This is a genomic window from Paraburkholderia sp. Ac-20342, assembly GCF_017104985.1.
Classification (GTDB): domain Bacteria; phylum Pseudomonadota; class Gammaproteobacteria; order Burkholderiales; family Burkholderiaceae; genus Paraburkholderia.
Genome location: NZ_JAAGPQ010000051.1, coordinates 27040 through 39094 on the forward strand (window position 1 = coordinate 27040; position 12055 = coordinate 39094).

The 12055-nt window shown below is 64.3% G+C and carries 12 protein-coding genes; 4 read left to right on the forward strand and 8 right to left on the reverse strand.

What is annotated here, in order from left to right; all coding sequences use genetic code 11:
• Positions 1-17: 17 nt before the first annotated feature.
• Complete coding sequence (locus G3N58_RS20910) at positions 18-947, reverse strand: DMT family transporter (RefSeq protein ID WP_206000084.1); 930 nt, start codon at positions 945-947, stop codon at positions 18-20.
• Between the two features lie 486 nt (positions 948-1433).
• Between G3N58_RS20910 and G3N58_RS20915 the strand changes: the two genes are divergently transcribed.
• Complete coding sequence (locus G3N58_RS20915; RefSeq protein WP_167047535.1) at positions 1434-1649, forward strand: hypothetical protein; 216 nt, start codon at positions 1434-1436, stop codon at positions 1647-1649.
• A gap of 204 nt (positions 1650-1853) precedes the next feature.
• Here G3N58_RS20915 and G3N58_RS20920 read toward each other — a convergent pair whose 3' ends face one another.
• On the reverse strand, positions 1854-2132 hold the full coding sequence (locus G3N58_RS20920; RefSeq protein ID WP_167047538.1) for a hypothetical protein: 279 nt from the start codon (positions 2130-2132) through the stop codon (positions 1854-1856).
• Between the two features lie 50 nt (positions 2133-2182).
• On the reverse strand, positions 2183-2941 hold the full coding sequence (locus G3N58_RS20925) for a Mut7-C ubiquitin/RNAse domain-containing protein (RefSeq protein WP_206000085.1): 759 nt from the start codon (positions 2939-2941) through the stop codon (positions 2183-2185).
• Between the two features lie 117 nt (positions 2942-3058).
• Here G3N58_RS20925 and G3N58_RS20930 point away from each other — a divergent pair, with 117 nt between their 5' ends.
• Positions 3059-3928, forward strand: coding sequence for an NAD(P)-dependent oxidoreductase (locus tag G3N58_RS20930; protein WP_206000087.1), 870 nt, complete (start codon positions 3059-3061; stop codon positions 3926-3928).
• A gap of 103 nt (positions 3929-4031) precedes the next feature.
• Entirely contained in the window at positions 4032-4664 is a 633-nt protein-coding gene (locus tag G3N58_RS20935) for a LysE family translocator (protein WP_167047547.1), read from the forward strand.
• A 338-nt stretch (positions 4665-5002) separates the two neighbouring features.
• On the opposite strand, the gene G3N58_RS20940 is transcribed toward G3N58_RS20935, so the two are convergent.
• The 5 genes from G3N58_RS20940 to G3N58_RS20960 form a co-directional block, all read right to left on the reverse strand.
• Positions 5003-5827, reverse strand: a complete 825-nt coding sequence (locus G3N58_RS20940) for an OmpW family protein (protein ID WP_167047550.1) — start codon at positions 5825-5827, stop codon at positions 5003-5005.
• 186 nt (positions 5828-6013) lie between these two features.
• Positions 6014-7264, reverse strand: a complete 1251-nt coding sequence (locus G3N58_RS20945; protein WP_206000088.1) for a DUF2957 domain-containing protein — start codon at positions 7262-7264, stop codon at positions 6014-6016.
• Between the two features lie 147 nt (positions 7265-7411).
• A complete protein-coding gene (locus G3N58_RS20950; protein ID WP_167047556.1) occupies positions 7412-8797 on the reverse strand; it encodes a DUF2957 domain-containing protein in 1386 nt (461 codons plus the stop codon).
• Positions 8798-9325: 528 nt separating this feature from the next.
• Positions 9326-10273, reverse strand: a complete 948-nt coding sequence (gene argC, locus G3N58_RS20955) for an N-acetyl-gamma-glutamyl-phosphate reductase (RefSeq protein WP_206000090.1) — start codon at positions 10271-10273, stop codon at positions 9326-9328.
• 199 nt (positions 10274-10472) lie between these two features.
• The gene (locus tag G3N58_RS20960) at positions 10473-11075 is read right to left on the reverse strand and encodes a YbhB/YbcL family Raf kinase inhibitor-like protein (protein WP_167284452.1); all 603 of its coding nucleotides are present in this window, start codon (positions 11073-11075) and stop codon (positions 10473-10475) included.
• A 265-nt stretch (positions 11076-11340) separates the two neighbouring features.
• On the opposite strand from G3N58_RS20960, the gene G3N58_RS20965 reads away from it, so the two are divergent.
• Positions 11341-12030, forward strand: coding sequence for a response regulator (locus G3N58_RS20965; protein ID WP_167047565.1), 690 nt, complete (start codon positions 11341-11343; stop codon positions 12028-12030).
• Positions 12031-12055: the final 25 nt, after the last annotated feature.

Sequence of the window (12055 nt, forward strand, 5' to 3'; positions counted from 1 at the left end):
ACCGCTGGGTTTGCCGCTTACGACGCTTGCGGCACGCGTTCGCGGTTGCGCCGCCAGCCCGGCAGCACCTGACACACGATTAATCCCGCCAGCATCAGCGCGCAGCCGGACAGCGCGCGCGCCGTCAGCGTTTCTCCGAGCACGAGCCAGCCGGCGAGGGCCGCGAACACGCCTTCCATGCTGAAGATCACCGCTGCGTGCGACGGCGCCGCATGCTTTTGGGCGACCACCTGGATCGTATAGGCGATGCCGACCGACATCGCTCCGCCATACGCGATCGTCGGCGCCGCGCGTGTGAGCACCGCGACGCTGACCGGCTCGACCGCGAGGCCGATTGCGAGGCACACGAGCCCGCAGGTCACGAACTGCACGAGCGCGAGCATCAGCGTGTCGTGGCGCGCCGCGAAGCGGCCGACGAGCATCATCTGCGCGGAAATCACCAGCGCGCCCGCGAGCTGATACCAGTCGCCGTATAGCATCGAGAAATGTTCGTCGACGCTCAGAAAATACATGCCGACGGCCGCGAGCAGCGCGCCGAGCCACGTGCCGAGGCCGGTTTTATGGCGAAACAGCACGCCGAGCAACGGCACGATCACGACATACAGCGAACTGATGAAGCCGGCGTTGGCGATCTTCGTGTATTGCAGCCCGATCTGCTGCAATGAAATCGATACGGCCAGCACGACACCGAGCAGTCCACCGGCGCCGAGCAGTTCGCGAGCACTGTCCGGCTCGCGCCTCGTCAGTTCGGCGAGCGCCGGGCGGCGTACGCAGACGATCATCGTCAGCACGACGAGCGCGCCGAGCAGAAAGCGCAGGCCGGTGAACAGAAACGGGCCGATCGCGTCGAGGCTCAGCCGCTGCGCGACAAACGCGGAGCCCCAGATCATTGCGGCGATCAGCATCAGCACGTTGGCGCGCAGGTGTTGGCGGGTATCGGAATTCAAGTTTTTTGGGTTTCTGGAGTGGGTCGTGCCGGCAAGCGCGCTATTCATTTGCGGTGGTGCGCGCGGGCAGGCTGTCGAGGCGCGGCCCGTGGTGCCGGCTACAGCTTGCCGGGATGACGTATCCGGCGTCGGACCGGCCGGAGATTGTTCACATGATACGCGGGCGTCTCGCGGCCGGACAGGCAAGCGGCGCGACTTGCGCGACGATCGCGTAACCGTCGGCCGAGCGCTGCCCTGTTTGAATCGGCGAGCTTTGCGGCGAACGGCCTGGTGTTGTCCCTGGTGCGTTATTCAGGATGGGTGAAAGCATCACGAAAGCTCGTTGTCTCCCAGAAAATACATATTGAGTTTTGGGCATGACAAACCGCCTACGCTTGGGTAATACTCTTTCGCGGGGAGTAAAAGGCGCCGTGAAGCCCTGTCTGCTCTACCGTGCAGGTGTCTTCTTTCACATTCGACTCAGTCGTCCGGTTTGGGGAACAACATATGAAAAAAGTTATCGTCTCGCTCGCAGCTGCTTCGATCGCGCTGGTTTCGGTTCAGGCATTCGCACAGGCATCCGACGCAGCCGCTGCGCCGGCTGCTGCCGCTCCTGCACCGAAGAAGCATCACATCAAGAAGCTGAAGACCCACGGCAAGCGCGCTCCGGTTGCTGCCGCAGCGTCGGCAGCCGGCACGAACGACAAGGGCGCGACGAACTAAGTTGACGCCCGTTCGTCGGGCACGCGTGCCGTACCGTTGCACCGGGCCGTTAGCGGGCCGTCGCAGTCGGGCGCGGCAAGGCGTTGCCAGCAAAAAGGCCAGAGCTTGTGCTCTGGCCTTTTTGCATGCGCGACGGGTTCGCGGTCCGGCCCGGCATTCGCGCGAACCGTGCGCCGCGAGCGTGTCGACGCGCGCGGTTCGGCGTCAGCCCGCGAGGCCGCGTCGGATGATTTGGTCCAGCAGGCCGTTCATGCCGTCCGGATGCGCGGCGGCGCGCGTTTTCAGTTCTTCCGCGAGTTCGCTGTTCAGCTTGCACGCGAATGGAACGAGGCCCTGTGCCTGATCGAGCTTGCGTTGCTCGCGCCGGTCGATCTTCGGCTCGGCCGCGAGACCTGTGCCGCCCCGGCCGACGCCCGCTTGCTTCATTGCGTTGTTCAGTTTCAGTGCCTTGTTCTTTTCAAGGTCGGTTTTTTTCATCGCCATCTGGAAGGCCTCTGCGAAATAGGTAATCCAGCATTGTACGCAGCGCGCCCTTAGCCGGAGTGATCCGACGTTCCCGTCGCAACACTGTCGATCAATGCGCGCATTTTCTGCCAATGCGTGCCTTCCCAGAACACGCGCTCGCACACGTCGCAGGTGACGAAGCGGCTATGCCGCTGCAGCACACCGCGCGGCGCGCGCGGGCCGACCTCTTCTCGTGCAATGCGCCGCAGCGGCGCATTGCACATCAGGCACAAACGAAACGGCTGCACGCTGCGCGCGAGATCGAGCCGCTCGAATACTTCGCGAAACTGCTCGCGCGGCCGCAGCGCGCGCACGTAGCAGCCATGCGTGATGTTGCGGCGTTTCAGCAGCTCGCGGTCGCGCGTCAGCACGATGCGCTGCTGCGCGGCGGCGAGCGCTTCGATGTCGGCGTCGGGATAGTGGTTGTCGTAGAGCGTATCGAAACCGGCAAGGCGCAGAAGCGGTGCAAGGCCGCCGAGGTGCGCGTCGGCGATGAAGCGCGTCACGCGCAGCGGCCGTTCGCGCACGCGCAGCAACGGTTGAATGTCGAGCGCTTCGAACTTCGGATAGACGGCGACGCGGTCGCTTTCCGCGAGCAGGTGATTGAAACCGACCGATTCGCCATTCACGAGAATCAGCTCGACCTCGGTATGCGGCACGCCGAGCACTTCGATCATGTGCTTGGCCGTCGCGCCGCGCGCGCAGACGCAGGCGAACTCGCGCCGGCGCAGCGGCCGGGCGAGAAAGTCGTTCAGCTCCTCGTAGAAGCGGAATGTCGCGATGACCATGCGAGCAGTATCGCACCGCTCGCGTGGTTCGCTGTGCTGCCCGCCGTATTGCTTGTTGTCCTGCGCGTGTCGCATGAGTGTGCTCTACTTCGGGTTCTTTAGAAGACGGAGCAATAGATGGACATCGGTTTTATCGGCCTCGGCGAGATGGGTGCCGCGATGGCTGAAAACATTCTGAAAGCGGGCCACCAGGTGCGCGTGTGGAACCGCTCGCCGGAAAAGGCGCAGGCGCTGGCTGGGCAGGGCGCGCAAATCGTCGCGACGCCGGCTGAAGCGTTTGCAGGCGACGCCGTGTTCTCGATGCTCGCCGACGATGCCGCGCTGCGCGAGGTCATCACCGCGTCGCTGCTCGAACATGCACCGCGCGGGCTGATCCACGCGAACATGGCCACGATCTCGGTTGCGCTCGCCGAGGAACTGGCGACCGCGCATGCGTCGCGCGGCATTCACTACGTGGCCGCGCCGGTGCTCGGGCGGTCCGACGTCGCGGCCGCGGGCAAGCTGACGATCGTCGCGGGCGGGCCGGCGGAATCGATCGACCGGCTCCAGCCGATTTTCGATGTGCTCGGCCAGAAGACCTGGAGCATCGGCTCACTGCCGCAGCAGGCGAACGTGATGAAGCTCGCCGCGAATTTCATGCTCGGCGCGGCGATCGAGACGCTCGGCGAAGCGGCCGCGCTCGTGACCGGCCACGGCCTCGCGATGCAGGACTTCCTCGACGTGATCACGAGCGGCCTGTTCCAGGGGTCGGTGTACTCGGGTTACGGCAAGCTGATCGCCGAGCAGCGCTTCGAGCCGGCGCTATTCAAGGCGCGGCTCGGTCTGAAGGACCTGCGCCTCGCGCTCGCCGCCGCCGATGCGGTGACGACGCCGATGCCGGTCGCCAGCGTGGTGCGCGACAGCCTGATTGAAGCCATTGCGCATGGCGACGGCGAGAAGGACTTCGCGGTACTGGGCCAGGTCGCGACGCGCCGCGCCGGCCGCTGAGGCCGTTAGCGCGCTGACGCTCCCTTGCGGTTTGCCGGAGTCGAGCAGGGTCGCGTCGGGTAGCGGGCATAATAGCCCGCCCGCTTCTTCTGCTTCCATTCCGATGACTCTACATACCTGGTGCTTGTACGTTGCCACCGTTTTCGTGATTTCCTCGATTCCCGGTCCGAACACGCTGCTCGTGATGACGCACGGCGCCCAGCACGGTTTGCGCCGCGCCAGCGCGACCATGGCCGGTTGCCTGTCGGCGCTGGTGCTGATGCTGGCAGTATCGGCGGCGGGGCTCGGTGTGTTTCTCTCCGCGTGGCCGGCGATGTTCGACGCGCTGCGCATGATCGGCGCGGCCTACCTTGTCTATCTCGGCATCAAGGCGTGGCGCGCGTCGGCAGACGCCGCCGCGCCGAACGTCGACGAACTCTCGGCGCGTCCGGTGCGTTCGCGTTTCTCACTGTTTCGCAACGGTTTTCTCGTCTCGAGCAGCAATCCGAAGGCGATCATGTTCGCGGCCGCGCTGCTGCCGCAATTCATCGATCCCGCGTTGCCGAAGCTGCCGCAGTTCGGCGTGCTCGTCGCGACTTTCGCGGCGATCGATGTGAGCTGGTATTTCGTGTATGCGGGCTTCGGCACGCGCATCGGCGCGAAGCTGAAGAGCCGCAGCGTCGCGCGTATGTTCAACCGGCTGACGGGCGGCGTGTTCGTCGGTTTCGGCGCGATGATGGCGCTGGTGCGCCACTAGGCGTCTGTTCTGTCAACAGGCGAGGGGAGCTATACAGGCGATAGCGAACGTAATTGTTGCGTTTATGCGACATTGAGGGTCAACCCTAATTTTCATGTTGCGACGCACCAGGTGGTTTGCTATAGTACGTCTTGTCTCCTCCATGTCTCCTCTGATATGGATTCAGCCCGCCAACCTAGGCGGGCTTTTTTTTGCCCTGAATTTGCCGCGCGACGCCGAAGCGGCGGCGCAATCCCGCAGGCGACGCGAATAAAAAAAGCCGGCGGTCCCTCGTACAGGACCGCCGGCTTTGTCGTTTCTGGCGCCCGGCCGTACGCCTCGCCGCACCGGAACCGAATTCAGAATTTATACGACACGGCCAGGAAGGAAATGATCGGATCGGCGCTCAGATCGGCCTTCGACACCCCGAGCTCCGTGCCGTCCGCCGCCTTGATGATGACCGACGACGTCGTCTTCAGCGGAATATAGGTCACCGACGCGACGAGCCCCCAGTGATCGGTGATGTTGTACGCGAGCCCCGCGTTGAACACCGGCGCCCACGACGACGACGCCTTCGCCGAGACCTGCGTCTGCCCCGGCTTGCCCGCGCCGGCCGCGAGTACCGCGCCGAGGTTGTTCTGCGTCGATTGCACGAAGCCGTTGCTGAGCTGGACATCCGAGAACCAGTTGTACGACACGCCGATGCCGACGAACGGCCGCAGCTTCGCGGTCGGCTCGTTGAAGTAGTACTGGAACAGCAGCGCCGGGCTCCACTGGCGCACGCTCTTCACGATCGGATTGGCCTGCGGATCGCCGAGATCCTGCTGGCCGAGCGCGCCGGCCGGTCCCGGCGGCTTGATCGTGCCGTGGCCGTAGATCTTGAACGTCGGCGGCACGCCCGCCACCGTCGTCACGGCAATGTGGTCGGTCAGGTAATGGCTGAACACGAGGCCGACCGTGTTGGCGCTGTTGGTCGACAGGCCCGTGCCCGCCGACGTGAACGTGTTCGGCAGACGCAGCGGCGTGTTGATCGGTGTCGGCGCGACGTTGGTCGTGAGCGGCGTGCTCGAATCCTGCGGCATCACATGGAACCAGCCGAGCACGGCGACGTTGTCGCCCGCATGCTGGGCGTATGCACTGGCCGACAGCAGCGTCGCCAGTATCGCGAGACAGAATTTTTTCATCGTGTTTCTCCTCTGGCGCCCGCGCGGCTCACGTGCGCGGCGGGCGGCTGCGGGTGGCGAAGGGCATGGGCCCGGCCGCTGCGCGGGATGTTCGTGGGGCTCCGGCCGCCGCGTCGCGCGATGCTCGCGGGGCCGGAGGCCGGCATGCGGCGCCCTCGGTCATGACGGCGCTGCATGCGGCGCTCGTCACTGGACGAACGCGCCGATCGTGAAGTACGGTGAGGCGGCGTTGGTCATGTCGAGGTAGCCGAACACGCCGCCCGTGAAGATCATCTTTCCGGTCGGCTTGGTGCCCGTCGACGCGCCCACCTGGGTGGTCGTCACGACGCCCGGCACGGTCTGCGTGAAGTCCAGATTCAGCGCGGTCGCGAGCGAGGCTTGCGACGCGTTGAACGGATCGAGCAGGGTGGCCTCGCTGCCTTCGAGCGCGGTGGTGCGGTAGTCGAACTGGCTATCCACGCCGATGTACTCGCCGTTCTGCGCGTTCACCGTGGTCGCGGTTTGCGGCGACAGGATCGAGATGCCCGATTCGTCGTCGGCGTACGGACCGGCCGCGCCGTTGACCGTCTGGGTCGGCGACGGATTGGCCGCACCGGTGCGCACGAGGATCGGCACCAGCTGACCGCGCAGCTTGCCGACGATCATGTAGCCGCGTCCCTCGGCGGTCGTCGCGAGCGTCGGCTTTGCCTGGCCGAGGAAGTGATCGGTTTCGAATGCGCCGCTGCCGTCGGCCGCGGTCGGGAAGTTACCGCCGGGCTGCTGGCACGTGCCCGCGTTGATGCCGGTGTTGTCGCACTCGCTCCATGTGCCGTCGGCGTTGATCGTGATCTTCGAATCGACCGCGACCGGCGCGAAGTTTTGCGACGGCACCTGGTGATAGCCGACCTGGTTGTACGTGCCCGCGACGGCCGAAAGATTCGTCTCGATCGACGAGAAGCCGATGAACGGGTAGTACGGGAACGTGGTGTCGGGCACCGCGCCGACGCCGAGCACGCCCGCGAACGAGATTTCCGCGCCGGGGATCGTGCCGCCTGCTACGCCTTCGCCGACGAAAATCCGCGCCGGACGGTTGGCGTCGAGGCTCGCGCCGTTCAGGCGGAACGCGCACTGGTTGAGCTTGCTGGTCGGCAGGAGCGTTTCCTGGGTCAGCGTGCCGCTCGCGGTCTGTCCCGCGCGCGTCGGGACCACAGTGCCGGTGGCGGCGGGGATCGACGACTGGATGTAGCTGATCTGCCACGTCATCTTCGTCGTATCGAGCTGCAGCTTGACGAGTTCGCCGTCGCCGCCGCCGCCCGTGAAGACCGTGCCGTAGTCGAGCGAGGAAGGACACAGCCGGGCTTCGGTCACCGGTCCGTCGCCGCTTCCGCCGCCGCCACCGCCGCACGCGCCCAGCATCGGTGCGCAAAGAGCAAGCACCGAAACGATTCTCCAATTCATACTGCCTCCCTGATGTTCTCGTTGTATGCGGCCGGCTCCCATTCCGGCCACGTTCTGCTGATATGTCCCGGCCGTGCCGTGAGCCGCCGCCGGGTGATTGCGCTGCGCCGCCGCCTGCGTTCTGACCTTTGCGCGTGAGTGCTGCGGCTATTTGCTGATCTGCGCGCCGATGCCGAAGTACGGTGCGCTCGGGGTGTCCGCGTTGGCCGAGGTCGGCGTGATGCCGCCGTTTTCCGCGCCCTGCACCACGATCGCGTACAAGCCGCCCGAGGCGATCGCGAGGCCGGTCTTGCCGTTGCTGTCCTGAACGTCGACGAGGCCGGGGCTCGATGCGCCGTAGCTCAGCCCGATCGAGCTTTCCGCGGCGGACGTCGAGGGGTTGAGGAAGGTCGCGGCCGCGCCTTGCACGAGCGTCGCCGTGTACTTGAAGTTCGAGTCGGCGCCGACGTAGCCGCCGTCGAAACCGCCCGAGGCGAGCGGGGTCGCCGCGGCGAGCATCGCGATGCCCGATTCGTCGTCGACCTTGGCGGTCAGCAGGTTGCTGGTATCGACGTAGCCGGTGCGAACCACGAGCGGAACCGTCGCGCCGTTGAGCTGGCCGAGGATCATGTGCGCGGTACCGAAGTTGCCGGTGCGGAACGGATTGCTGGTCCCGCCGGTGCTCGGCACGATCTGCGGCGGGTTCGTGCTGTCGAAGTAGCCGTTGCTGTTGAGCGTCAGCGCGTTGCCGGTGGACAGGCAGCCCGCCGAACTCGACGACGTGCAGTTGCCGCTCGCATCGAACGTTTCAAGCGAGTTCGTCGCGACGGTTTCGTAGTTGGCCGTCGGCGAAAGGTGATAGAGCAGGCCGTTGTAGGTGCCGGGCAGTTTCGTGATGTCGGTGGTCGTGCTTGCGAAGCCGAGGAACGGATAGAAGTCGAAGTGCCGCTTGTTGACCGTGCCAAGGGTCAGGACGCCCGGAATGATCGTGACGCCCGCGTATTCGACCGTAGCCCCGGGAATGCCGCCGCCCGCGACGCCCTTGCCGATCAGGATCATCGGCGGATTCGGGTTGTTGACGAAGTCCGGCGTCGTGTAGGTCGTGCCGTCCGACGCGGTGCCGCTGCCCGCGCCGAGAATGAATGCGCAGCGCGTCTGCTCGGCGGTCGGCAGCATGCCGGTGGGCGGGTGAATTACCGCGCCGGTGATCTGCGTGCCCTTGCGCGTGATCGAAACGCTCGCGCTCGTGAGCGGGATCGGCGACTCGAGCCATTTGAGCGTGTAGGTCATCGCCGTTGCGTCGATGTTCAGCTGCACGATTTCGCCGCTGCCGGCGCCACCGAGGTAGGTGCTCTTGACGATGTCGCCGGTATCGGGACACAGCGTGGCCGTGCTCGCCGCAGGCGTCGGCGCCCCCTGGGGGCCGCAGCTCGCCCCCGAGCATTGCGGCGGGTTGACGGGGCCCGGACTGTCGGCGTTGCCGCCGCCGCAGGCAATCAGGAATGGCGCTGTGGCAATGGCCATTGCCAGGCCACGGGTCATGGCGTGCGACATGCTGCTGTCTCCCTTCATGTAATTGTGCGGAGTCATTTTGCTGTGCGTTTAATCGCTGTCAATTGAATGAGCCGTCTAAAAAGGCTGATTCAAACAGCACGAATTTCAGCGCACGCGCACTGCATGGACACTTGTGGTCCTTTTAAACGGAAAAGGATTTTTCGCGCCGGACGCGGCAGCGTTGCTTCGTCGCACTCCCTTGTTGGGCAAGCGTTGCGGCAAAAAGGCTCTATGATCCTGGCACGAGCGTTCGCAAAAAAATCCGGAGTTTCCCCAGGCGGAAAACTATGCATGAACAATGCAATTGAACGCATGAATTACCGGAGCCGGACGGAACTCCGGTTTAACGATCGGATGCGCTATTCCGGTTTTTATATTTCAAGTAATACGGGCTACTACCAATTAGCTTTTCGCGCGAATTCGGATTGACGGGCTTTTAAAACAGAAAAGCCGGTCTGTCTGGACCGGCTTTCGAAGCGGTTGCGGGCGCGCCTCTGATCGTGGCGCGGCGCCCGTGGGGCGAGCCGCTTAGCGTTTCAAGCCGGTGTCTTCAGCCGCGCCGATCGCGAGGTTCATGCACTGGATCGCCGCGCCCGATGCGCCCTTGCCGAGGTTGTCCAGACGCGCGACGGTCACGAAGCGCTCTTCGTTGCCGAACACGAACAGGTCGACGCGATTGGTGTCGTTGTTCGCCTGCACGTCGAAGAAGCCGCTGTCGAGATTCGCATCGGCATCGAACGGCGCGACGTGTACGAACGTCTCGCCCGCGTAGTACTCGGCGAACAGTGCCAGCACGTCCTGCGGCGTGGCCTTCTTCGCAAGCTGACCCGGCGAGAAGTACGTGGTGACCGCGAGACCCTTGTAGAAGCCGCCGACGATCGGCGTGAAGATCGGTGCGGTTTTCAGGCCGGTGTGCGCGGCCATTTCCGGCAGATGCTTGTGCGTGAGACCGAGCGCATACGGACGCGGGCTCTTGAGCCTGTCATTGCCGCCTGCTTCGTAGTCGGCAATCATCTTCTTGCCGCCGCCGCTGTAGCCGGTGATCGAATACGAATGCGCGGCGAACTCGGGCGACACGACGCCGCCTTCGACGAGCGGACGCATCGCGAGCACGAAAGCCGAGGCGTGGCAGCCCGGCACGGCGATGCGTTTGGCGGTGCGCAGACGTTCGCGCTGCGAGCGGGCCAGCTCGGGCAGGCCGTAGGCCCAGTCCGGTGAGGTGCGGAACGCGGTGCTCGCGTCGATCAGCACGGTGTGGTCGTTTTCGACGAGCGAAGCGGATTCGCGCGAGGCGACATCGGGCAGGCAGAGGAACGTGACGTCCGATGCGTTGATGAGACGACGGCGCTCGTCGAGGTCCTTGCGCTTCGCTTCTTCGATACGCAGGATTTCAACGTCGGCGCGCTGCGACAGGTATTCAAAAATCTTCAGGCCGGTCGTGCCTTCCTGTCCGTCGACAAAAACTTTCGTGCTCATCTCGATCTCACTCGCTGGAAACGGGGCGCGTCGTCGCGCCGGAACGTTATATTTTAAGACCTCGGCGCCATGGACGTGCAAAACAGCGCGAAAAAACGACGATGCGCGCCGAACGTGACACGAGCGTGACCTGTTGAGCGCTGTTGCGGGGCGGTTCGCGGCAGATGCGCCGCAGCGGCGCAACGAACGACGCCCGCGCCTAGCGCCCGTAAGTGACGACGAGCCGCGCGCTGCCGATCGTCGCCGTGCCGATCTCATGATCGAACATCAGCGCGGGGCGTCCTTGCGCGAGCCGCAGATCGGCCGAGTTCAGCGCATACACGGTGATGACGTAGCGATGTGATTTGCCGGGCGGCGGACATGGGCCGCCATAACCGTCGGTATCGAAGTCGTTGCGCGCTTCGACCGCGCCGAGCTTCCTCAGGAAACCGGAAGAACTCGCATTTTCGGGCAAACCGTCGACGCTGGCGGGAATGCCCGCCACGGCCCAGTGCCACCAGCCGCGCCCCGGCGCATCTTCGTCGAACATCGAGACCGCGAAGCTGCGCGTGCCGGCCGGTGCGTTGCGCCACGTCAGTTGCGGCGAGCGGTTGCCGCCTTTGCAGTCGCTCTGATCGAAAACCTGGGCGGCCTGCACGGTGCCGCCCGCACGGAGACTCGCGCTCGTCAGCGTAAACGTTCCGTCGGCCTGCGCGTGCGAGCCATGCGCCACGCACAGCATGAGCCCGAGCATCGCGCGGATGAAGCGCGATCGACGCCACCACGGTGAAGCCAGCGAAACAGCCAGGCAACGCACGCGCATGTGCGGGTTCTCCTGTCAGGGCGCGAGGCGCGGGTCCTCGCGATGGTTGTTGTCCTTAATCGTGCCCCAAGGTCGAATCAAGTCTACTAACATTAGCTTTGCGATGCATGATTGTTCGCAACTTGCGGAATTCGCCGAGGGAAATCAGATATAGTGGGACACATTATTGCCGCGTGACTCTTGCTGCGTTTTACCCGTTGGAGTCGTCAGCATAGAAAAAGCGTTTGAAGTCATGGAGACCGGTTTATCCGTACAAAGAGGGGCGATGCAAGGTTCATTCAGGGTCGTGGTTGCGGATGACCATCCGGTCATTCTGTTTGGTGCGGAGCATGCGTTGCACAAGTTTCCCGGTCTGCGGGTCGTGGGGCGTGCGCGGCAGTCAACGGATCTTGTCAGGATTTTGCAAACCACCGCCTGCGACGTGCTCGTCACCGACCTCGCGATGCCCGGCGGTCAATACGGCGACGGCCTGCAACTGATCGGCTATCTACGCCGCAACTTTCCGGTACTCCCAATCGTCGTGCTCACCATGCTTGAGAATGTCGCGCTGCTCAGGCGGCTCGGCGAGCTGGGCGTAACGGCGGTCGTCAACAAGTCGGACGATCTCAGCCATATCGGGCGCGCAGTACAGCACGTCCTCGGCAAGCTCGGGTATATGAGTCCGTCCGTCAAAGCGGCGCTCGATGCATTGCGAATCAATTCGCGCGGCAGGCATGCTGAAGTGATGCTGTCCGCACGCGAGCTGGAAGTCGTGCGTCTGTTCGTGTCAGGCATGACGATCAAGGAAATCTCCGAACTCCTGAACCGCAGCATCAAAACGATCAGCACGCAGAAAAATACGGCGATGCGCAAGCTCGGTATCGAGCGGGATTCGGAACTGTTCCAGTATGCGCAGAGCAATGGCTTGCTGAATCTGTCGTCGCATTCGAGCGACGACGTCGCCGACGAATCCTGATTTCGCGCACGATTCGAGTGAGCGA

Excerpts from the sequence above, each read along its gene's own strand:
- G3N58_RS20915 (WP_167047535.1), top strand. The coding sequence starts at position 1,434 with ATGAAAAAAGTTATCGTCTCGCTCGCAGCTGCTTCGATCGCGCTGGTT.
- G3N58_RS20920 (WP_167047538.1), bottom strand. The coding sequence starts at position 2,132 with ATGGCGATGAAAAAAACCGACCTTGAAAAGAACAAGGCACTGAAACTG.
- G3N58_RS20925 (WP_206000085.1), bottom strand. The coding sequence starts at position 2,941 with ATGGTCATCGCGACATTCCGCTTCTACGAGGAGCTGAACGACTTTCTC.
- G3N58_RS20930 (WP_206000087.1), top strand. The coding sequence starts at position 3,059 with ATGGACATCGGTTTTATCGGCCTCGGCGAGATGGGTGCCGCGATGGCT.
- G3N58_RS20935 (WP_167047547.1), top strand. The coding sequence starts at position 4,032 with ATGACTCTACATACCTGGTGCTTGTACGTTGCCACCGTTTTCGTGATT.
- G3N58_RS20940 (WP_167047550.1), bottom strand. The coding sequence starts at position 5,827 with ATGAAAAAATTCTGTCTCGCGATACTGGCGACGCTGCTGTCGGCCAGT.
- G3N58_RS20945 (WP_206000088.1), bottom strand. The coding sequence starts at position 7,264 with ATGAATTGGAGAATCGTTTCGGTGCTTGCTCTTTGCGCACCGATGCTG.
- G3N58_RS20950 (WP_167047556.1), bottom strand. The coding sequence starts at position 8,797 with ATGTCGCACGCCATGACCCGTGGCCTGGCAATGGCCATTGCCACAGCG.
- argC (WP_206000090.1), bottom strand. The coding sequence starts at position 10,273 with ATGAGCACGAAAGTTTTTGTCGACGGACAGGAAGGCACGACCGGCCTG.
- G3N58_RS20960 (WP_167284452.1), bottom strand. The coding sequence starts at position 11,075 with ATGCGCGTGCGTTGCCTGGCTGTTTCGCTGGCTTCACCGTGGTGGCGT.
- G3N58_RS20965 (WP_167047565.1), top strand. The coding sequence starts at position 11,341 with ATGCAAGGTTCATTCAGGGTCGTGGTTGCGGATGACCATCCGGTCATT.